This is a genomic window from Nocardiopsis sp. LDBS0036 (assembly GCF_041228755.1).
GTDB classification, from domain to species: domain Bacteria; phylum Actinomycetota; class Actinomycetes; order Streptosporangiales; family Streptosporangiaceae; genus Nocardiopsis; species Nocardiopsis dassonvillei.
This window is the reverse complement of record NZ_CP141103.1, coordinates 1,929,719-1,950,477: the sequence shown is the minus strand read 5'-3', so window position 1 is coordinate 1,950,477 and position 20,759 is coordinate 1,929,719. Positions and strand designations below refer to the sequence as shown.

The window sequence follows — 20,759 nt, the reverse complement described above, 5'->3', positions numbered from 1 at the left end:
TGGAAGGGGCGGGCGCGGGGCGAGGCCCTAGACTCGTGCGCGTGATGGACACCCCCGCAACCCCCGGCCCCCAGGAGCCGCCGCGACCCTCCGGGCACGAGGCGACCGCGCGGCTGCGTCCGCCGCTGCGCCGCGTGAGCGGCCGGGCGATCGGTGTGTGGACCCTGCGCCTGATGTTCGCCAGCGTGGTCGTCCTGCTCATGCTGTCGGCGGTCGCCTGGGCGGCCTCGTCGCTGGACTGGGCGTGGATCCCCCCGTGGGCGAGGGACAACGCCTGGCTGCTGCCGGGGGTCTACGCGCTCTACGCCCTGGTCAGGATCGCCGTCGTCCCCTCGTGGAGGTACCGGGTGCACCGCTGGGAGGTGGCCGGGGACGTCATCTACACCCGGGCGGGCTGGGTCAGCCGCTCCTGGCAGCTGGTCCCGGTCAACCGCCTGCAGACGGTGGACCACACGCAGGGGTGGCTGGAGCGCCTGTTCGGCGTGGCGACGCTGGAGGTGCAGACCGCCTCCTACGCCGGGTCGTCCACGATCGAGGGGCTGGACGCCGAGGAGGCGCGCCTGCTGAGCGAGGAACTGGCCGTGCGCGCCGGTACGCTGCGGGACGACGCGACCTGATGGACGGACACGGCGAACACCACGGCCCGCCGGACCCGGCCGGGCCCGACGACCACGGCGGCTGGGTCGCCCCCGGAAGCGGCCCCGCGCACTCGGACCGGGGTGCGGAGGAGGCCGCCGACCCCCGGGCTCCCTGGATCCCCGGCTCCCACGCGACCCGGGGCTCAGGGCCCGAAGCGTCCTGGAGCCCCGGCGCCCACACGCCCACGGGCTCCGGCGCCCACGCCTTCCAGGACCCGGGCGCCCACGCGCTCCCCGGCCCCGAGACACCCCCGGAGCCCGGACGGGAGCGTCCCGACGGCCCCCGCGACTGGTGGGGCGGGCAGGACGGCGGGGGCGCGGAGGCCTTCGGCGCCGAGCGCGCCCGCCGCCTCAGCCCCCGCAGCGTGGTCGTGGGCCCCATCAACCAGCTCAGGGGGCTCCTGGTGCCGATCATCGCCGGGCTGGTGCTCGGCGGGTTCAACGCCTGGGTGCTCGCCGCCACGGGAGCGACCGTCGTGGCCCTGCTCGTGGGCGGGATCGTCACCTGGCGCACCACCCGTTACGAGGTCGCCGGGGACCGGCTGGAGATCCGCCGGGGCCTGCTCCGCCGCTCCCAGCGCACCATCCCGCTGGAGCGGGTGCGTGGCGTGGACGTCACCAGCACCCTGCTGCACCGGCTGCTGGGCGTGGCCGTGGTCCACGTCGAGGCCGCCGCGGGCTCCGCGGGCGCAACCGAGGACGGCAAGCTCGACGCCGTGTCGGCGGGCGAGGCAGACCGCCTGCGCCGGGTGCTGCTGCACCGCAGGGCGGTGCTCACCGGTCGCGGGACCGGGGCCGTCGCGTCACCCGCCGAGCCGGGCGGGCCCGGCACGGGCGAGGGCGCCCCGGAACCCGGGGGGACGCCCGGGGCCCCCGGGGGCGACGACACCGTCACCCACTTCGCCATGCCCCGCTCGTGGTACCTGTACGGGACGCTGAGCCTGGGGTACCTGCTCACCCCGTTCGCGGTCCTGGCCACCCTGTTCGGGATGGTCCAGCAGACCGCGGGGGAACTGGCCACCGACTACTTCGTGGACTGGGTGACCACCTCCGACCACAACCTGATCCTGCTGTCCGCGGCCCTCTTCGCCGGTGCGCTGGTGCTCCTGATGCCGGTGTTCGCGGTGGTCTCCTACGCGCTCACCCACTGGGGCTTCACCCTCAGGGAACGCGACGGCTCCCTGGTCGCCGAGCGGGGACTGCTCACCCGGCGCAGCGTGACGCTGGAGAAGCGCCGCATCCGCGGGTACGAGCTCCTGGACAACCCCCTCGAACGCCTGCGCGGGGCGGTGCGCCTGCGGGCCATCGTCACCGGGCTGGGCGACACCGCCAACCGCGCGGTGCTGCTGCCGATCGGGCCCCGCACGGTGGTCGAGGACGTCGTGGACCGCGCGCTGGCCCGGTACCGGGGCGGCCTGAACCGGCATCCGCGCGCCGCCCTGTACCGCCGTCTGACCCGCTCCTCGGGGCCTTTCGTGCTGCTCCTGGCGGTCGCCCTGGCCGTGGACGCGGCGTGGCTGGCCTGGGCGGCCGGAGTCCTGGCGGTGCTGGGCGCGCCCCTGGGCGTGGACCGGTACCGCTCCCTGGGCCACGGCCACGACGGCGAGCGGGTGAGCGTGCGCTCGGGCTCGCTGCGCCGCTCCCAGGCGACGGTGGAGCACTCGGCGGTGATCGGCTGGACCTGGACCCAGACCCTCTTCCAGCGCCCGTCCTCGCTGGCCGACCTCCAGGTCACGGTCGGCGCGGGCGCGGGCGGCTACACCGCGCAGGACGCCTCGTTCGAGGAGTCGGTGGCCTTCGCCGCCCGGGTCACCCCCGAGATGGTGCGCCCCTTCCTCATCGACCCGCGGGACGCGGGGCCGGACGGCGGGGGCGTGCGGCCGGACCCGCGCGGACCGGAGCGGACGTGAGGGAGGGGCCGGCCGCACCGTGCGGCCGACCCCTCCCCGCGGACGCGGGAGCGCCCTACTCGTCCTTCTTGGAGCCGAACATGATCTCGTCCCACGACGGGACCGAGGCGCGTCGGCCGCGTCCCTTGCGCTTGGCCGCGGAAGGGCCGCTGTTGGCGGCGGCCGGGACCGCGGCCGCCGGCGGCTGCTCGGCGGCGCGGCGGGGGACGCCGTTGTCGTTGAGGTCGATGGTGGCGCGGCGGCGGCGCGGGGCCGGACGCTGCTGGGCGGGGCCCTCCGCGGCGGGCGGGGCGGCCTCGGGCTCGACCGGCCTGGCGGGACGGGCCTCCGGCCAGTCCGCCCGGCGTTCGGGGCGGCGCTGTTCCTCGACCGCCGGCTCGTCGTAGGCGGCCGGTTCGGTCCGCCGCTCGGGGCGGTGGCGCTCCTGTGCCGGGGGCTCGTCGCGGGCGGCGGTCTCGGGCCAGCGCTCGGTCTCGGGCCAGCGCTCGGACTCGGACCAGCGTTCGCTCCGCGTCCGCCGCTCGGGCTCGGCCCCGCGCTCGTACGCGGGCCAGCGCTCGGGTTCCGCCCGCGCGGCGGGGCGCTCGACGGGCTGTTCCCTGCGCGGCCGCTCGTACCGCTCCGCCTGCGGCTCCGGGTAGCGGTCCCACTCCAGTGGCTGGCGTCCGGTGGCCCGCTCGCGCTCGGCGGGCCGCTCCGGAGCCCGCTCCCGCTCGACGGGACGGCGTTCGGCGGGGTGGCGCTCGGCGGCGGCCGGACGCGCGGGCGGCGCCGGGCGCGGCGGCTCGTCCCGGTGCGCGGCGGAGGACGGGCGCAGGGGAGCGGGGCGTTCGCGCTCGGAGGACGGCTGGGACTCGGACCGGGGCAGGTCCGAGGCGGTCTCGGTGCGGCGCGGGGCGAAGGGCGTCACGGTCGCGCCGGGGGAGGAGACGGGTTCGGGGTCGGGTGAGGAGAACCGGGCGGCCTCCTCGTCGGCGGGGGCCACGCTGTTGTGTCTGGGCTCGTACAGCCAGTGGGCGACGCGCTCCTCGCCGCCGTGCAGGAACACGAGCTTGAGCTGCCAGGACCGGTCCTCGCGCTTCCACGAGTCCCACGCCGCGTCACCGGTCTCCAACTGGTGCGCGCCGATCCGCTTGGTGACCAACTCCTCCAGGGAGGGGCCCGGGGCGGCGTCGCCGTGCGCGCGCACGCTCGCGCGCTGGGCCTGCTGGGCGATGTACTCGCGTTCCTGGAGGACGGGGCCCTCGAACCAGCGGACCCTCTCGATGGGGATACCGGAGATCTCGGAGATGGCCTCCGCGGTCTCGCCGGACCGGATACGGGCCTGGATTTCCTTGGGGCGCAACGGATTCTCCACTTCGATCTCGTACTGGCCGAGCCGGGAGAACTGGCCGCGTACTGCGGCGCGGAGGCGGTCGTCGACGGGCAGCGTGAAACGGGTTCCACGGCCGGCGCTGGCGAGCACCAGGTAGGTGCCGTCCTCGCTCACGGCCACGAGGCGAAGCTCGTGCATCGCCCTCCCTTTCGCGTCCCGTCGAGGGCAGGTCCCGCGACCCACCCCCGCGTTCTCCAAGTCTGGTCGGCCGACAACTGTTCGGCCAGTACCGCGCCCGGCATGTCCGAACTGTGTGCCCGCCTCCCGATCCGCGGCTGTCGCCGCGGTGGGAGCCGCCCCGGGGGTACCCGGGGCCCTCACGGTCGCTTCGGTGCCAATCTTGGCACGCTGACCCTTCCGCGACCGGGAGCGATCGCGGGGGAATGTCGCCGATCCCGCACGAGGGCTCAGCCGTGATGGTATCCCGCGTCCCCCGAATCACCCCAGGTCTGGGAAAAACTCCGATCCCGGACCGTTCCACGGGTACACGGACCCTCCGGGACGCAACTCGACACGCCGATGTGTACCAGAGAGTGATGCTTCTTATTTCATGGCGTTATCGGAAACCTGTCGCCCTTAGCCTGAGTTATCAAGCTATGGGCGAAATGTGAAGTTCGGGGTCTGTGGGGTTGTATGCCCCACCACACGCCCATCCCGCGCTGACAGTCCCGTCGCGCCCGTGCGCGGCCGACGAAGGGGGGACGACCGGATGGGTCGGACCGCACACCACGACGACCAGGAAGAAGGGGAGGAGGACGCCAAGGGAAGGAAGAAGTTCGACCTGAGCGTCTCCCAGGTCGCCGGTGCCGGAGCCGCGACGCTGGCCGCGGCCACCGCGGCCTCCTACCTGAACGTGTACGGCACGGTCATCGGCGCCGCCGTCATGGCCGCGCTCAGCACACTCGTCAGCCCGCTGTTGCAGCACTGGTTCTCACGCGGCGGCGAGCAGGCCAGGCAGTTGGCCGGTCGGGCCTCCGGTCCCCGGGGCGCCGCTGAGGTACCCAACGCCCCGGGGGCCCCGGTGGCGCCGCCGCCCGAGGGCATCTCCGAGACCGCCCTGCTCCGGCAGGTCTCCGAGACCGGGACCGCTGAGGAGGACGCCGACGCCACCCGCACCATGGCCCTGCCCGCGCTGGACGGCCGGACCCGGACCCCGGCCGACCCCGGCGCCACCGCGCGGATGCCCGCCGTCGGCCCGTGGCCTCCGGGCGCGGACGACTCCGGTGATCACGGCGGCTCCGACGGCGAAGCCGGGAGCGCCGGCGAACGCGAGGGCGGTCGGCGGCGCGGCTGGCGCTCCCTGGTCATCCCGGCCGCCGCGGTCTTCGCCCTGGTCATGCTGGTCATCCTGGTGTTCGAGCTGTTCACCGGGCGCTCCCTGACCTCCTGGACCCAGGGCTCGGAGGAGCCCAGCGCGCCCACGCTGTTCGGCGGCTCCACCTCCGCGCCCCCGGCCGAGGAGGACGAGCCCGAGAACCAGGGGACCGGCGACGACACCCCCGACCCCTCGCCCGGGGAGCAGGAGCAGGTCCCGGGCACCGGCCAGCCGACCGAGCCCGCCCCCGAGACCGAAGCGCCCGGGGACGACGGGACCGGCGAGGGCGGCGTCACGGAGGAGGAGGTCCCCGGCGGCACCGGCGGGACCACCGGGCCCACCGCACCGCCGGAGGACGGCGGCGGGACCCAGGACCCGGGCGGGCAGGTCCCCGGCCCCGGGACCGGCGGACAGGGCGGCGAGGAGGCCGTCCCCGCGCCCCCGCCCGCCGTGCCCCAGACCGGCTGAGCGCGCCTCGCGGCGGCCGGGCCCCTCAGCCGTCGGGGGACGGTCGGGGCCGGCCGCCGCGCGGCGCCCGGGGCCGGTCGTGCCGCGCGGCTACTCCAGCACCCGCTCCAGGTAGGCGTTGCCGAACCGGCGCCCGGGGTCCACGCGGTCCCGCACCGCCAGGGCCCGGCCCAGCATCGGGTAGACACCCTCCAGGTAGGAGCGGTCGCGCGTGTGCATCTTGCCCCAGTGGGGGCGCCCGCCCACGGAGGTGAACAGCGCCTCCAGGTCGGCGAAGTAGGCGTCGTAGGGGGTGCCCTGGTACATGTGCACCGCCACGTAGGCGGTGTCGCGCCCGTAGGCGGTGGACAGCCACACGTCGTCGGCCGGGGCGAAGCGCACCTCCACCGGGAAGCTCACCCGGTGGCCGCCCCGGTCCACGATCGACCCGGCCTCGCGCAGCACGTCGGCCAGGTGCTCGGCGGGGATCGCGTACTCCATCTCCACGAACCGCACGTCGCGCACCGAGGCGAACACCCGGTACGAGGCGTCGGTGTAGCTGCGCGCCGTCAGCGCGCGCGAGCTGACCCGGTTCACCGCGGGCACCGCGCGGGGGAAGCGGCGGCACACCCGGTTGACGCCCTCGAAGAGCGTGTTGGACAGGAACTCGTCGTCCAGCCAGGCGCGGAAGGGCGAGAGCGGCCGGGCCGGGCCCGCGCTGATGTTGTTGCGCTTGGTGTTGGTGTTGCCGGTGTGGGGAAACCAGTAGAACTCGAAGTGGTCGTTGTCGGCGCGTAGCTCCGGCAGGCGCTCCAGCACCTCCTCCAACCGCATGGGCTCCTCGCGCGCGTGCAGCAGGAAGGCCGGGCGCACCGCCATGGTCAGCGCGGTGACCACGCCGAAGGCGCCCAGGCCCACCCGCGCCGCCTGGAACAGCTCCGGCTCCCGCTCGGCCGAGCACTCCACCACCGAACCGTCGGCGAGCACCATCTCCATGCCGACCACCTGCGCGGCCAGCCCGCCCGCGTCCCGGCCGGTGCCGTGGGTGCCGGTCTGCACCGCGCCCGCCATGGTCTGCACGGCGATGTCGCCCATGTTGGCCAGGGCCGCCCCGTGCCCGGCCAGCACGTCGTTGAAGTCGCACAGGGGCAGGCCCGCCTCGACGGTGGCCGTGCCCGCCGCGGGATCGACCGAGCGCACCCGGGTCAAGGAGGTGGGGGAGAGGAGGAGGCCGTCGGTGACGGCCACGTCGGTGAAGGAGTGACCCGTGCCGACCATGCGGACGCGCAGGTCCTCGGCGGCGGCCGAGGAGACCGCCGCGGCGACCTCCGCGGTGCTCCCCGGAGCCGCCGTGCGCCTGGGCCGGGCCCGGTGGGTGCCCGCCCATGTGTGCCACATCACATCTGTCATGCGGTGACATTACCGACCGGTCACCCGCGCGGCCAGAGCCGGGTTCCCCCGGACACGGCCCCCGGGCGGGGAGGAGGCCAAGACCACAGGACACGCATCCGGGGGGTCGCGCGAGCCGGTCCGGCGAAGCTGGTTTCATAAGAGCTGTGAGCTACTACGACGCGTTTTTGCTGATCTCCTTCGGCGGCCCGGAGGGGGAGGACGAGGTCATCCCGTTCCTGGAGAACGTCACCCGGGGCCGCAACATCCCCCGTGAGCGGCTGGCCGAGGTCGGCGAGCACTACTTCCTCTTCGGCGGTGTCAGCCCGATCAACCAGCAGTGCCGCGACCTGCTCGCCGCGGTCACCGCCGACTTCGCCGCCAACGGGATCGACCTGCCCGTCTACTGGGGCAACCGGTTCTGGGCCCCGATGCTCACCGACACCCTCGCCCGGATGAAGGAGGACGGCGTGCGCCGCATCCTGGCGCTGCCCACCTCCGCGTACTGCAACTGGTCCAGCCGCACCGCCTACGAGGAGGACATCGCCCGCGCCCGCGCCGCGCTGGGCGAGGACGCCCCCGAGGTGGACCTCATCCGGCCCTTCTACGACCACCCGGGGTTCGTCGAACCGCTGGTCGAGCACACCCGCGCCGCCCTGGACGCCCTGCCCGCGGAGCAGCGCGAGGGCGCGCACCTGCTCTTCTCCGCGCACTCCATCCCCACGACGATGGCCGAGGCCAGCGGCGGTTCCGGACAGGCCTTCGGCCCCGAGGGGGCCTACGGCGCCCAGCTGGCCGAGGTGGCGCGTCTGGTGGCCGGGCGGCTCGACCGCGACTACCCGTACGAGGTCGTCTACCAGAGCCGCAGCGGCCCGCCCAGCCAGCCCTGGCTGGAGCCCGACGTCAACGACCGCATCGAGGAACTGGCCGCCGAGGGCGTGCCCGCCGTGGTCGTGGTCCCGCACGGCTTCGTCTCCGACCACATGGAGGTCAAGTTCGACCTCGACGTGGAGGCCCGCGACACCGCCAAGAAGCTCGGCGTCGGCTACGAGCGCGCGCTCAGCCCCGGCACGCACCCCGCGTTCGTGTCCATGGTGACCGACCTGGTCCGCGAGTACGCCGAACGGGCCGAACCCCGGCGCCTGAGCTCGCTCGCGCGCTGCACCGGCTGCTCGTGCCCGGCCTGAGGCGCTGAACCGCGCGGCCGACGGGTCCCCGCCGTCGGCCGGCGGTCCCGGCGCGGCCCGGCGCGGGGTCGTCCACGGATCGGCGAAAGGGCTTGGTGCGACGGCCCCGGGCGGGTCATCCTGGAGTGGAGGGCCTCCCGCGGCCCCTCACGGGATGCGCGCCCCGACCCGACCCGCCGTCCCGGACGTGTGGGAAGGTGGGTAAACGCTGCTGACACCGCCCGCGGGGGCGGGGGACCACAGTCGCCCCACGGCCCGCTCGACGGTGTCCGCCCCGACCCCACGCCGACGTTCAGGGAGTATGTGTCTTGGTCCGTTCCTGGTATGAACTGCCGGAGTACGTCCGACTTCGCCGTGTCAACGGACTGCGCCTCTCGCCGGACGGAACCCGTCTGGTCGCGCCCGTCAGCGGCCCCGCCCCCGACGCCAAGTCCTTCCGCAGCGCCCTGTGGGAGATCGACACCGCCCCCGAGTCCGAGGGCGGGCGCGCCCCCAGACGCCTCACCCGCTCGGCCAAGGGCGAGAGCGGCGTCGGCTTCCTCCCCGACGGCTCTGTCCTGTTCACCACCGGCCGCCCCGACCCCGAGGCCGAGGCCGACGCCAAGGCCCGCACCGCCCTGTGGCTCCTGCCCGCAGACGGCGGCGAGGCCCGCCAGGTCGCCTCCCGCCCCGGCGGCATCGGCTCCTTCACGGTCGCCCGCGACTCCGGACTGGTCGCCCTCACTGCCGACACCCTCCCCCGCAGCGAGGACGAGGAGGCCGACAGGGAGGCGCGCAAGGCCCGCGAGGAGGCCGGGGTCACCGCCATCCTGCACGAGGCGCTGCCCGTGCGCTCCTGGGACAGCGACATCGGCCCCGGACACCCCCGCTACCTGGTCGCCGAACCGCCCGCGGACGAGGACTCCAGGCTCGGCGACCCGCGCGACCTGACCCCCGACGCGGGAATGGCGCTCCTGGGCGCGAGCGGCGATCTCACCCCCGACGGCACCACCCTGGTCACCGAGTGGCAGGTCCCCGTCGGCCGGGGCGCCCGGCGCACCGACGTCGTCGCCATCGACACCGCCACGGGCCGGCGCCGCACCCTGGCCACCGACCCCGACCACGACTTCGACAGCCCGCTCGTCTCCCCCGACGGCCGCCACGTCCTGCTCGTGCGCAGCTCCCAGGGCGACTACGACGGCGAACCCCGGGACGAGACCGCCTGGCTGGTCGACCTGGCCACCGGACAGGGCCGCGACCTGCTCGCCGACCACGAGCTGTGGCCCCGCGAACTCGCCTGGGCCGCCGACTCCGGCGCGGTGTTCCTCGTCGCCGACCACGGCGGCCGCCGGCCCGTCTTCCGGATCGACCTGGCCAGCGGCGCGCTCACCCGCGTCACCGGCGACCACGGCGCCTACAGCAACCTCAACCCGTCCCCCGACGGCCGCCACGTCTACGCCCTGCGCGACGCCTGGGACGCCCCGCCCGCGCCCGTGCGCCTGGCCGCCGACGCCGCCGACGGCCAGCCCGTGCACCTGCGCACCCCCGGCTCCGAGCTCACCATGCCCGGCACCCTCACCGAGATCGAGGCCACCGCCGACGACGGCACCCCGGTCCGCTCCTGGCTGGTGCTGCCCGAGGAGGCCTCGGCCGACTCGCCCGCCCCGCTCATGCTCTGGGTCCACGGCGGCCCCTACATGAGCTTCAACGGCTGGTCCTGGCGCTGGAACCCGTGGCTGCTCGCCGCGCGCGGCTACGCCGTCCTGCTGCCCGACCCCGCCCTGTCCACCGGCTACGGCCAGGACATGCTCCGCCGCGCCTGGGGCCAGTGGGGGCCGCGCACCTTCGCCGACGTCATGGCCGTCACCGACGCCGCCGAGGCGCGCGAGGACATCGACGCCGAGCGCACCGCCATGATGGGCGGCTCCTTCGGCGGCTACATGGCCAACTGGATCGCCGGGCACACCGACCGGTTCAGGGCCATCGTCTCCCACGCCTCCCTGTGGGGCCTGGACGGCTTCAACGGCACCACCGACTACCCGCCGGTGTGGGAGCGCGAGTTCGGCACCCCGCTGGAGCGCCCCGAGCGCTACACCCTCAACTCCCCGCACCTGCACGCGGACCGCATCCGCACCCCGATGCTCGTCATCCACGGCGACAAGGACTACCGGGTGCCCATCTCCGAGGGCCTGCGCCTGTGGCGCGACCTGATGCTGCACGAGGTGGACGCCAAGTTCCTGTACTTCCCGGACGAGAACCACTGGATCCTCACCCCGGGGAACGCCCGGATCTGGTACGAGACGGTCTTCGCCTTCCTCGACCACCACGTGCACGGCAAGGAGTGGAGCAGGCCCGAACTGCTCTGAGCCGCCCACCCCGGCCGGGGCCGCGACCGCGGTCCCGGCCGGACCCGCGTCCGGGACGCACCCCGGCGCGCGACACCACGCCACGGAGGACAGCCAGTGAGTACCACCCACGCCGCACCCGACCGCGAGAGCCTGCGCGACCTCGCCGTGAGCGTGGCCGCGGAGGCGGGTGAGCTCGCCGCCAAGGGGCAGGCGGGCATCACCGTGCTCGACACCAAGTCCAGCCCCACCGACGTCGTCACCGAGATGGACCGGGCCACCGAGGAGCTCGTCCGCGCCCGCCTGCTCGCCGCGCGCCCCGACGACGCCTTCCTGGGGGAGGAGGGCGGCGGCGAGGGCGGCACCAGCGGTGTGCGCTGGGTCGTGGACCCCATCGACGGCACCGTCAACTACCTGTACGGCCGGTCCGACTGGGCCGTGTCCGTCGCCGCGGAGGTCGACGGCGTGGTGGTGGCCGCCGCCGTGAACGTCCCCCGGCTCGGTGAGTCCTACGAGGCGGTCCTCGGCGGCGGCGCGCGCCTGAACGGCCGCGTCCTGGAGGCCCCGCCCGCCGTGCCGCTGGAGCAGGCCCTGGTGGCCACCGGCTTCGGGTACTTCCCCGAGCGCCGCGTCCAGCAGGCCAGGGTCCTGCTGGAGGTGATCCCGCGCATCCGCGACATCCGCCGCGGCGGGTCGGCCGCGGTGGACCTGACCGGACTCGCCGCGGGCCGCTGCAACGCCTACTACGAGCGCGGCCTCCACCCCTGGGACTGGTGCGCCCCCGGCCTGGTGGCGAGCGAGGCGGGCCTGCGGCTGGGAGGAGCGCGCTCGGGGCCGCCCAGCAACGACCTGGTCATCGCGGCCCGCCCTGAGCTCTACGGAGCCCTGGAGGCCCTCCTGGCCCCTCTGGGCGCCGACACCGACGGCTGACGGGAGCCCGGCCCCGCGACACCCGGCGGGGCCCCGGGTTCCCCGGAACACACGAGGGGCGCGGCGGGCCGTGTGCCCACCGCGCCCCTCAGCGCTTTCAGGCGCAGGTGTCGACGCCGTTGCGAGCCGCGATGCGGTACAGGTCCTCCAGCTCCGACGCGTGAGTGTCGGCGAGGAAGTCGTCTCCGGCGGCCTGAGCAGCCTGGAACGACCGGTAGGTCTCGTTGATACGGACCTTGATCTCCGCGAGGAACTCGCCCATTGCACCTCTTCCAGGGGTAGGCACCGGGGCACGAGGGTGCTCCGGCGCGGAATCCGTTCGCGCACGCCACGGCGTCCGCACGGTCGAAGTGTCACGTCCCTGTGACATGCGTCGGCGTCGCGGTCCGGCCGGGGGCCGGTGTCCACGCGCGCGTCCTCCTCCTGTACCCCCGCCGGACCTTCGCCCAAACCACAGAATTCCGGTGTGATGCTTTCGTGATCCGCCCCCGGCCGCCCCCGTCTCCGGACGGCCGACCCCGCCGCGCCGGGCCGGGGGAGCGCGCCGACAGGCCGCCGGGACCGGGCGCGGGGTCCTCCGGTGCGGATTGCGCCATGTGTCGGACAAGGGTGTCCCATGACACATTTTCCCGGGAGGGCTGGTGCTTACTTGTTTCTTATTCTTGATGTGTCAGATTTGAGATGTGCGGGGTTAAGTCGCTGCCGGCGGTTGGGGGATTCGCCGGCAGCGGCTCCCCGTGCCCAGGGGAGCGTGAAGCTCCCGGCCCAGCGCCCGCGTTCACGCGGGGCGAGGAAAACGGGCGGTTCGCGAAACCGCCCCGACGGGTTTACCGTCTCCTTACCCCGACCGTGAAAGAACGGATGACGCGGCCGGGACCAAGAACGCCGCTGCCGGTGTGTTGGGGGATGCGCCGGCAGCGGCCCCCTTTCTTTGCGGACCAACGCTCGAGAAGGACAACGTGCGCGTACTCGTGGTCGAAGACGAACGGGTCCTGGCCGACACAGTGGCGGTCGGACTACGGCGCGAGGCGATGGCCGTGGACGTGGTCTACGACGGCGACGCCGCCCTGGAGTACACCGCGGTCAACGACTACGACGTCGTCGTGCTGGACCGCGACCTGCCGGGCACCCACGGCGACGACGTGGCCCGCGCCCTGGTCCGGGAGAGCTACAACGGGCGCATCCTGATGCTCACCGCCTCCGACGGCGTCCAGGACAAGGTCGAGGGCCTCACCATCGGCGCCGACGACTACCTGGCCAAGCCCTTCGCCTTCGCCGAGCTCATCGCCCGGGTCCACGCCCTCGGCCGCCGCTCGGCGCCCCCGCTTCCCCCGGTCCTGGAGCGCCACGGCATCACGCTCGACCCGGCCAACCACCGCGTCCACCGCGACGGCCGCGAGGTCACCCTCACCCCCAAGGAGTTCGCCGTCCTCCAGGTGCTCATGCGCGCCCAGGGCACCGTGGTCAGCGCCGAGGGGCTGCTGGAGAAGGCCTGGGACGAGAACGCCGACCCCTTCACCAACGTCGTCCGCGTCACCGTCATGACCCTGCGCAAGAAGCTCGGCGACCCACCCGTCATCCAGACCGTCCCCGGCGCCGGGTACCGGCTGTGAGACCGGCGGAGCGGACCGAACCGGGACAGGTCGAGCCCACCCGCCCCGGCGACACCGGTACGTGGCGGCGCCTCAACACCCTCACCCCCGAGGGCTCGGGGACCGAGCGCTCCGCGGCCGCCGCCCGGGTACACCACTTCACCGACAACCTCAGTCTGCGCGCGCGGCTCACCCTCATCTACGGGATGCTGTTCTTCGCCGCGGGCTCGGTGCTGGTCCTGGTCAACTACCTGATCGTCGCGGTCCTGCTCAACGCGCTCCTGGTCGAGCAGAGCTTCGCCGAGCTGCGGGCGCACAGGGACCTCATCGAGCAGGTGCTCACCCACGTCACCCGGTTCTCGCTGCTCGCGCTGTTCCTGGTGGGCCTGCTCGCGGTCGCCCTGGGCTACGCGGTGGCCGGAAGGGCGCTGTCCCCGCTCCAGAAGATCACCCGCATCGCCCGCCGCCTGTCGGAGCGCTCCCTGCACGAGCGCATCGCCCTGTCCGGGCCCGACGACGAGATCCGCGAGCTCGCCGACACCTTCGACGGCATGCTGGAGCGCCTGGACCGCGCCTTCGACGGCCAGCGCCGCTTCGTCGCCAACGCCTCGCACGAGCTGCGCACGCCGCTGGCGATCAACCGCACCCTGCTGGAGGTGGCGCTCAGCGCCCCCGACGTCTCGGCCGACCTCAAGAGCGTCGGACAGACCCTGCTGGAGACCAACGCCCGCCACGAACGCCTCATCGAGGGGCTGCTCCTGCTCGCCAAGAGCGACCGCGAGCTGGAGGTCCGCGCCAAGGTCGACCTGGGCGAGGTGGCCGGGACGGTGCTCAGCCAGCTCAGCGGACCGGTGGCCGACTCCGGCCTGAGCCTGCGCCAGGACCTGCGCCCCGCGACTGTGGTCGGCGACCCCGTTCTGCTGGAGCGGCTCGTGGGCAACCTGGTGGAGAACGCCCTCAAGTACAACGTCGAGGCGGGCGAGATCACCGTGCGCAGCGGCATGTACGAGGGCACGCCCGCCGTCCAGGTGGAGAACTCCGGCAAGGTCATCCCCGCCTACGAGATCGAGGGCCTGTTCGAGCCGTTCCGCCGCGGCTCCGGCGACCGGGTGGGCTCGGGCCGCAGCGCGGGGCTGGGCCTGTCCATCGTCCGGTCCGTGGTGCGCGCGCACGAGGGCGCGGTGACCGCGTGGCCGCGCGCCGGGGGAGGACTGGTCGTCACCGTGCGCCTTCCCCTTCCTCCGGGAGAGGGCGCGGAGCGGCGCTGAACCCGCCCACCGGGCCAAGCTGCGTTTGGCCGGTCTTCGTGGTATCTATACGTGTCCGATGACACGCCGGCCCGTGTCACGGGTGCCGACCCCGGGTGGGTATGCTTCCCCGGGCGTGGACACGGAGGGAATCCCTCCTGACGTGGGCATGTCCTGCTTTTCGTCCGCCCCTGGGGGAGTGTCCCGCGCTTTGTCCGGAGTGGGCGAAAACGGATTTCCCAGGTCTACGAGGCAGCCGACGTTGGGTAGTACACAGGGGTACGGCCCCGGCGCAGCCACACGTGGCCGCCTTCGGTCACGAGGCGGCGAAAGCGCTGCTGACCTGTGGACAGTGGCCCGGGAGGGGACACGGTCCGCCGACATCGGGAAAACTCATCGGCCGAACCGGGCACAACCAAGGTCTCTCAAGCGTTACACCCGCGCGACGAGGCACTGAACGAGGGGGATGGGAGTTAGCAGAGATGGCCACCGACTACGACAGCCCGCGCAAGACTGACGAGGACATCAACGAGGACAGCCTCCAGGAGCTGCAGGCGCGGCGCGTGGACAAGGGCACCGGCACGATCGACGTCGACCCCGACGAGGTGGCCGAGGGCATGGAACTGCCCGGTGCCGACCTGTCGGGGGAGGAACTCGCGGTGCGCGTGCTCCCGCGCCAGGCCGACGAGTTCACGTGCTCGCGCTGCTTCCTGGTGCACCACCGCAGCCAGCTCGCCGAGCAGCGCGCCGGTCAGCTGGTCTGCAAGGAGTGCGCCTGACCGGACGGGACGGCCCCTGAACCGTCCCGTCCCGGGCGGCTCCCGTCCGCGCGGTCGCGAAACCACCCCGCCGCCGTTCGGAGGGAGCGTGTGAGGCCTTCCGGGCTCCTCGCGGGGAGCGCGGTGGAACACGACGGCGGACGGCCGACCACACTGCGGTGCGGTCGGCCGCCCGCCGTCGTCGCCTTCGCGGCGTCAGACCTCCAGCTCGCCGGGACCGGCGCCGAACATCCTGGCGCGGGCGGCGCGCACGGCCAGCACCCGGGCCACCTCGGTGCCGACACCGGCCATCACGGCCCAGGACAGCGCCGTGCCCAGGCTGATGTCGGGGGAGTCCACGTCCGTGGGCGGCTCCTCGCCGGTCACGCGGGTCCAGGCAAAGTTCAGGGCCTTGCGCATGACGTACTGCGCGGCGAACCCGGCCGCGAAGCCCACGAGGGCGGGGCCGAAGTCACCGCCGTCCTTCTTAGCCATCGAATCCTTCACCGTTTTCCGTTGGGTGTACGGAGGATGCGCGGCCGGCGCACACCCTCCCGTGCGTACGGGGAGATCCTTTCACGTCCGTTCGCGGGAGTCAGGGGCCAACCCCGCGCCAGCGTGCCCGAGGGGGTGCCGACCCCCGCTGTGACGGCCCGAAACCCGGAGCGACCACGGCCCGGAGAGCACTACCATTGCCCCATGACCAACGGCTCTCATTCCTTCCGCATGCCCGACAAGCCCTCGCTGGACGGTATCGAGGCGAAGTGGGTCGACGTATGGGATGAGTCCGGCGTCTACCACTTCGACCGCACGGCCGAGCGCGCGGACGTCTACTCCATCGACACCCCGCCGCCCACGGTGTCCGGGTCGCTGCACATCGGCCACGTGTTCTCCTACACGCACACCGACACCGTCGCGCGCTTCCAGCGCATGAACGGCAAGGCCGTCTTCTACCCCATGGGCTGGGACGACAACGGCCTGCCCACCGAGCGGCGCGTCCAGAACTACTACGGCGTGCGCTGCGACCCGTCGATCCCCTACGACCCGGACTTCCAGCCGCCCGCCAAGCCCGACCCCAAGCGGCAGGTCCCCGTCTCCCGGCGCAACTTCATCGAGCTGTGCGACCGGCTCACCGCCGAGGACGAGAAGGTCTTCGAGTCCATCTGGCGCCGCCTCGGGCTGAGCGTCGACTGGCGCCACACCTACGCCACCATCGACGACAACTCCCGCGCCGCCGCCCAGCGCGCCTTCCTGCGCAACCTGGCCCGCGGCGAGGCCTACATGTCCGAGGCGCCCACCCTGTGGGACGTCACGTTCCGCACCGCGGTCGCCCAGGCCGAGCTGGAGGACCGCGAACGCCCCAGCGCCTACCACAAGGTCGCCTTCCACAAGCCCGACGGCACCCCGGTCCACATCGAGACCACCCGCCCCGAGCTGCTGGCCGCCTGCGTCGCCCTGGTCGCCCACCCCGACGACGAGCGCTACCAGGACCTGTTCGGCACCACCGTGCGCACCCCCGTCTTCGGCGTCGAGGTCCCGGTGCGGGCCCACCGCCTCGCCGACCCCGAGAAGGGGTCCGGCATCGCCATGATCTGCACCTTCGGCGACACCACCGACGTCACCTGGTGGCGCGAGCTCCAGCTGGAGACCCGGCCCGTCATCGGCTGGGACGGCCGCATCATGGCCGACCCGCCCAAGGGCCTGGAGAGCGGAGCCGCCCGCGAGGCCTACGACACGCTCGTGGGCGCCACCGTCCACACCGCGCGCGAGCGCACCGTCGCCCTGCTGCGCGAGAGCGGCGACCTCGTCGGCGAGCCGACGCCCATCACCCACCCGGTGAAGTTCTACGAGAAGGGCGACAAGCCCCTGGAGATCGTCACCACCCGCCAGTGGTACATTCGCAACGGCGGTCGGGACGAGGACCTGCGCCAGCAGCTCCTGCGGCGCGGGCGCGAGCTCACCTGGTACCCCGAGCACATGCGCGCCCGCTACGAGAACTGGGTCGAGGGCCTCAACGGCGACTGGCTGATCAGCCGCCAGCGCTTCTTCGGCGTGCCCTTCCCGGTCTGGTATCCGCTGGACGCCGACGGCAACCCGCGCTACGACGAGCCCATCGTCCCCGCCGAGGACCAGCTGCCCGTCGACCCCAGCTCGCAGGCGCCCGAGGGCTACACCGAGGACCAGCGCGGGCAGGCGGGCGGCTTCATGGGCGACCCCGACGTCATGGACACCTGGGCGACCTCCTCGCTGTCCCCGCAGATCGCCTCCGGCTGGGAGCGCGACCCGGACCTGTACCGGCGCGTCTTCCCCATGGACTACCGGCCCCAGGGCCAGGACATCATCCGCACCTGGCTCTTCTCCACCGTGGTCCGGGCCCACTTCGAGAACGGCACCCTGCCCTGGAGCACCACCGGCATCTCCGGCTGGATCCTGGACCCCGACCGCAAGAAGATGTCCAAGTCCAAGGGCAACGTCGTCACCCCGCTGGCGCTGCTGGAGAAGTACAGCTCCGACGCGGTCCGGTACTGGGCGGCCAGCGGTCGCCTGGGCACCGACACCGCCATGGACGAGGGCCAGATGAAGGTCGGCCGCAGGCTGTCCATCAAGATCCTCAACGCCAGCAAGTTCGTCATGTCCGTGGCCGGTGAGGACGCCGTCGCCGACCCCGCGCGGGTGACGCAGCCGCTGGACCGGGCGATGCTGGCCGCGCTGGCCGACGTCGTGGAGGACGCCACCTCCGCCTTCCGCGCCTACGACCACACCCGGGCCCTGGAGCGCACCGAGCGCTTCTTCTGGGACTTCTGCGACGACTACCTGGAGCTGGTCAAGGCCCGCGCCTACGACACCGAGTCGGCCGAGGGCGCCTCCGCCCGCGCCGCGCTGCTGGTCGCCCTGGGCGCCCTGCACAGGCTCTTCGCCCCCTTCGTGCCCTTCGTGGCCGAGGAGGTCTGGAGCTGGTGGCAGGAGGGCTCGGTCCACGCCCAGCGCTGGCCCGACACCGCCGAGTACCGCGCCGCGGCGGCCGACGGCGACCCCGCCGTCCTGGCCGCCACCGCCGAGGTGCTGCGCGCCGTGCGCAAGGCCAAGTCCGAGGCCAAGCTGTCCATGCGGGCCGAGGTCGAGCACGTCAGCGTCTCGGGCAAGCGGGTCGACGCCGCGCGCGCCGCCAGCGCCGACATCGCCGCCGCGGGCCGCGCCTCCGGGATCGACTTCCGCGCCACCGACGACGCCGAGCTCACCGTCGAGGTGACCCTGCCCGAGGCCCCCGCCGAGTAGGGCCACGGAGGAGCACGGAACGGGGGCGGCCCACGCGGGCCGCCCCCGTTCGCGTACCGGCGGTGCTGGACACCGGTTCATCGCCCGGAGAGCGATAGGCTCGGCCGATGTGAGTACCACATCCCTGGAAGGCGGGCGGATCCCCGTCACGGTCCACCGACTGGACCCCGGCCTCCCCCTGCCCGAGTACGCCCATCCCGGCGACGCCGGCGCGGACCTGTACACCGCCGTCGACGTCACCCTGGAGCCCGGGCAGCGGGCCACGGTCCCCACCGGCCTGGCCATCGCCCTGCCCGACGGGTACGCGGCCTTCGTGCACCCGCGCTCGGGCCTCGCGGCGCGCTGCGGGGTCACGCTCGTCAACGCGCCCGGCACGGTCGACGCCGGGTACCGCGGCGAGATCAGGGTGACCCTGATCAACACCGACAGGGACACCCCGGTGAAGCTGACCCGGGGCGACCGGATCGCGCAGCTGGTGGTCCAGCGCGTGGAACGGGCGGTGTTCGTCGAGGCCGACTCCCTCCCGGAGTCGGCGCGGGGAACGGGTGGTTTCGGTTCGACCGGGGGGCACGCCGCGCAGCGGTGACGGCGCCCCGAATCCCCGGAGTCATCCGGGACCGACGGAAGCGAAGAGGTGAAGGCGTGTTCGGACGCCGCCGCAAGAAGCGGGACGAAGAGACCGAGAGAACGGGGACGCGGGCCGCGCCCAGGCGCGAGGGCGCCGCCGGGGCGGTCTCCTTCGGCAACGAGATCGAGCCGGAGCGCTCCCGGGAGCAGCAGCCCAAGGACGCGGACCGCCACCGCTCCTCCGGGCCGTGGGACTCCACCGAGGACGCTCCCGAGGCCGAGCGGATGGACCTGGGCAGCATGCGGCTGCCCATGGAGCAGGGCACCGAGATCCAGGTGAACGTCGCCCAGGACTCCCAGGGCAAGCAGAAGATCATCGGCGTCACCCTGGTGCGGGGCAAGAGCGCCCTCCAGGTGCAGCCCTTCGCCGCGCCCAAGTCCTCCGGCCTGTGGGACGAGATGCGCGAGGAGCTGCGCGAGCAGGTCGTCAAGCAGGGCGGCAAGGCCGAGGAGCACGACGGCACCTTCGGCCCCGAGCTCAAGGCCCTGGTCCCCGTCAAGGGCCGCACGACCGAGGACGGCAAGCAGCTCGCCCAGCGGGTGCGCTTCATCGGCGTGGACGGGCCTCGCTGGGTGCTGCGCGGCGTGATCCGCGGCGAGGGCGCCTCCAAGCCCGAGGTGATGGCCGAGGTCGAGCACCTCTTCGCCAACATCGTGGTGGTGCGCGGAGACCACCCGGTGCCGCCGAGCGAGCTGCTGCCCATCACCGTGCCCAAGCAGATCCAGGAGAAGATGGCCGAGGCCGCCAAGGCGCGCGCCGCCCAGCAGGCGGCCCAGCGCGGCAACGCGGGCCGCTCTCCCAACGGCGCCGCGCCCGGCGCGCGGCCCGCGGGGAACGGCGGCCAACCGGGCGGCGCCGCGGGCGGCTCGGGGGAGTAGCGGCCTCCCGGGGCGAAGCGGGGTCCCGCACCGCCGGAGAGGCGCCGGGCAGGGCGCGCCGTCTTCCGTAGTCTGTGGCACATGACGCAGACGACGGAGAACAGCGCGCCCCGGCCGCTCCCCGAGGACTGGAACCGTGCCCTGGCGGTGGTGGCCCACCCCGACGACCTGGAGTTCGGCAGCTCCTCAGCGATCGCCCGCTGGACCGGCCAGGGCAAGGACGTGGTGGAGCTGCTGGTCACCCGGGGCGAGGCGGGCATCGACACCATCGCCCCCGAGGAGTGCGCGCCGCTGCGCATGGCCGAGCAGCGCGCCTCTGCGGCGGCGGTCGGCGCGGGCACAGTGGAGTTCCTCGACTTCCCCGACGGCACCCTGGAGTACGGGATCCCTCTGCGCGCCGCGCTGGCCGGGGCGATCCGGTGCCACCGCCCCGACGTGATCGTCTCCATCAACTTCCGCGACCACTTCGCGGGGTCGAGCTCCCTCAACCACGCCGACCACCGGGTGCTCGGCCCGGCCCTGCTGGACGCGGTCCGCGACGCGGCCAACCGGTGGGTGTTCCGCGAGCAGCTGGAGGAGGGCCTCCAGCCGTGGTCGGGCGTGCGCTTCGTGGCCTTCGGCGCCTCACCCCTGGCCACCCACTACGTCGAACTGGGCGAGGCCGACCTGGCCGCGGGCGTGGCGTCGCTGGACGCCCACGCCCTCTACCTGGCCAATTTGGAGGGGTTCGACCAGAAGTCCTTCCTGCCCCGGGCCGCCGCCCAGGCGGGGGAGTGGGCCGGGGTCCCCCTCGCCACCGCCTTCGAGGTGTTCGAGGTCTGAGCCGCCGCCCGCGAGCGCGGGCGGCGGCACGGCCCCGGCGGGG

17 protein-coding genes are annotated in these 20,759 nt (G+C 73.8%); 13 read left to right on the top strand and 4 right to left on the bottom strand.

The features are described from left to right. Positions 1-44 precede the first annotated feature (44 nt). Entirely contained in the window at positions 45-617 is a 573-nt protein-coding gene (locus UIS43_RS08110) for a PH domain-containing protein (protein ID WP_081461781.1), read from the top strand. Continuing rightward, a complete protein-coding gene (locus UIS43_RS08105; RefSeq protein WP_370012921.1) occupies positions 617-2,548 on the top strand; it encodes a PH domain-containing protein in 1,932 nt (643 codons plus the stop codon). Before UIS43_RS08110 ends, UIS43_RS08105 begins: the two co-directional genes overlap by 1 nt. 55 nt (positions 2,549-2,603) lie before the next feature. Here UIS43_RS08105 and sepH read toward each other — a convergent pair whose 3' ends face one another. Further along, positions 2,604-4,061, bottom strand: coding sequence for a septation protein SepH (gene sepH / locus UIS43_RS08100; protein ID WP_013153910.1), 1,458 nt, complete (start codon positions 4,059-4,061; stop codon positions 2,604-2,606). A 571-nt stretch (positions 4,062-4,632) separates the two neighbouring features. Between sepH and UIS43_RS08095 the strand changes: the two genes are divergently transcribed. Continuing rightward, positions 4,633-5,706: a hypothetical protein gene (locus UIS43_RS08095; protein ID WP_370012920.1), complete on the top strand. Its 1,074-nt coding sequence runs from the start codon at positions 4,633-4,635 to the stop codon at positions 5,704-5,706. 90 nt (positions 5,707-5,796) lie between these two features. On the opposite strand, the gene UIS43_RS08090 is transcribed toward UIS43_RS08095, so the two are convergent. Beyond that, positions 5,797-7,095: a D-arabinono-1,4-lactone oxidase gene (locus tag UIS43_RS08090; protein ID WP_013153908.1), complete on the bottom strand. Its 1,299-nt coding sequence runs from the start codon at positions 7,093-7,095 to the stop codon at positions 5,797-5,799. A 146-nt stretch (positions 7,096-7,241) separates the two neighbouring features. Between UIS43_RS08090 and UIS43_RS08085 the strand changes: the two genes are divergently transcribed. From UIS43_RS08085 to UIS43_RS08075, 3 genes are all read left to right on the top strand, one after another. Further along, positions 7,242-8,261, top strand: coding sequence for a ferrochelatase (locus tag UIS43_RS08085; RefSeq protein WP_071622387.1), 1,020 nt, complete (start codon positions 7,242-7,244; stop codon positions 8,259-8,261). 308 nt (positions 8,262-8,569) lie between these two features. Continuing rightward, complete coding sequence (locus UIS43_RS08080; RefSeq protein WP_370012919.1) at positions 8,570-10,606, top strand: alpha/beta fold hydrolase; 2,037 nt, start codon at positions 8,570-8,572, stop codon at positions 10,604-10,606. 96 nt (positions 10,607-10,702) lie between these two features. Next, positions 10,703-11,515 carry an inositol monophosphatase family protein gene (locus tag UIS43_RS08075; protein WP_013153905.1) on the top strand — a complete coding sequence of 271 codons (813 nt, stop codon included), beginning with the start codon at positions 10,703-10,705 and terminating at the stop codon, positions 11,513-11,515. Positions 11,516-11,612: 97 nt separating this feature from the next. Here the strand turns inward: UIS43_RS08075 and UIS43_RS08070 are convergent, their stop codons facing one another. Then, entirely contained in the window at positions 11,613-11,777 is a 165-nt protein-coding gene (locus tag UIS43_RS08070; protein ID WP_013153904.1) for a hypothetical protein, read from the bottom strand. Positions 11,778-12,474: 697 nt separating this feature from the next. On the opposite strand from UIS43_RS08070, the gene UIS43_RS08065 reads away from it, so the two are divergent. The 3 genes from UIS43_RS08065 to UIS43_RS08055 all read left to right on the top strand — a co-directional run bounded on the left by UIS43_RS08065 (position 12,475) and on the right by UIS43_RS08055 (position 15,133). Further along, positions 12,475-13,128, top strand: a complete 654-nt coding sequence (locus UIS43_RS08065) for a response regulator transcription factor (protein ID WP_013153903.1) — start codon at positions 12,475-12,477, stop codon at positions 13,126-13,128. Further along, a complete protein-coding gene (locus UIS43_RS08060) occupies positions 13,125-14,375 on the top strand; it encodes a HAMP domain-containing sensor histidine kinase (RefSeq protein ID WP_013153902.1) in 1,251 nt (416 codons plus the stop codon). Before UIS43_RS08065 ends, UIS43_RS08060 begins: the two co-directional genes overlap by 4 nt. 461 nt (positions 14,376-14,836) lie before the next feature. Beyond that, the gene (locus tag UIS43_RS08055) at positions 14,837-15,133 is read left to right on the top strand and encodes a DUF4193 domain-containing protein (protein ID WP_013153901.1); all 297 of its coding nucleotides are present in this window, start codon (positions 14,837-14,839) and stop codon (positions 15,131-15,133) included. A gap of 195 nt (positions 15,134-15,328) precedes the next feature. On the opposite strand, the gene UIS43_RS08050 is transcribed toward UIS43_RS08055, so the two are convergent. Continuing rightward, a complete protein-coding gene (locus UIS43_RS08050; protein ID WP_013153900.1) occupies positions 15,329-15,607 on the bottom strand; it encodes a DUF4235 domain-containing protein in 279 nt (92 codons plus the stop codon). A 204-nt stretch (positions 15,608-15,811) separates the two neighbouring features. Between UIS43_RS08050 and valS the strand changes: the two genes are divergently transcribed. The 4 genes from valS (at position 15,812) to UIS43_RS08030 (ending at position 20,716) form a co-directional block, all read left to right on the top strand. Continuing rightward, positions 15,812-18,388, top strand: coding sequence for a valine--tRNA ligase (valS, locus tag UIS43_RS08045; RefSeq protein ID WP_013153899.1), 2,577 nt, complete (start codon positions 15,812-15,814; stop codon positions 18,386-18,388). A gap of 109 nt (positions 18,389-18,497) precedes the next feature. Then, a complete protein-coding gene (gene dut / locus UIS43_RS08040; protein WP_013153898.1) occupies positions 18,498-18,974 on the top strand; it encodes a dUTP diphosphatase in 477 nt (158 codons plus the stop codon). A gap of 56 nt (positions 18,975-19,030) precedes the next feature. Next, a complete protein-coding gene (locus UIS43_RS08035; protein ID WP_013153897.1) occupies positions 19,031-19,894 on the top strand; it encodes a DUF3710 domain-containing protein in 864 nt (287 codons plus the stop codon). An 81-nt stretch (positions 19,895-19,975) separates the two neighbouring features. Further along, a complete protein-coding gene (locus tag UIS43_RS08030) occupies positions 19,976-20,716 on the top strand; it encodes a PIG-L deacetylase family protein (protein WP_370012918.1) in 741 nt (246 codons plus the stop codon). Positions 20,717-20,759 lie beyond the last annotated feature (43 nt).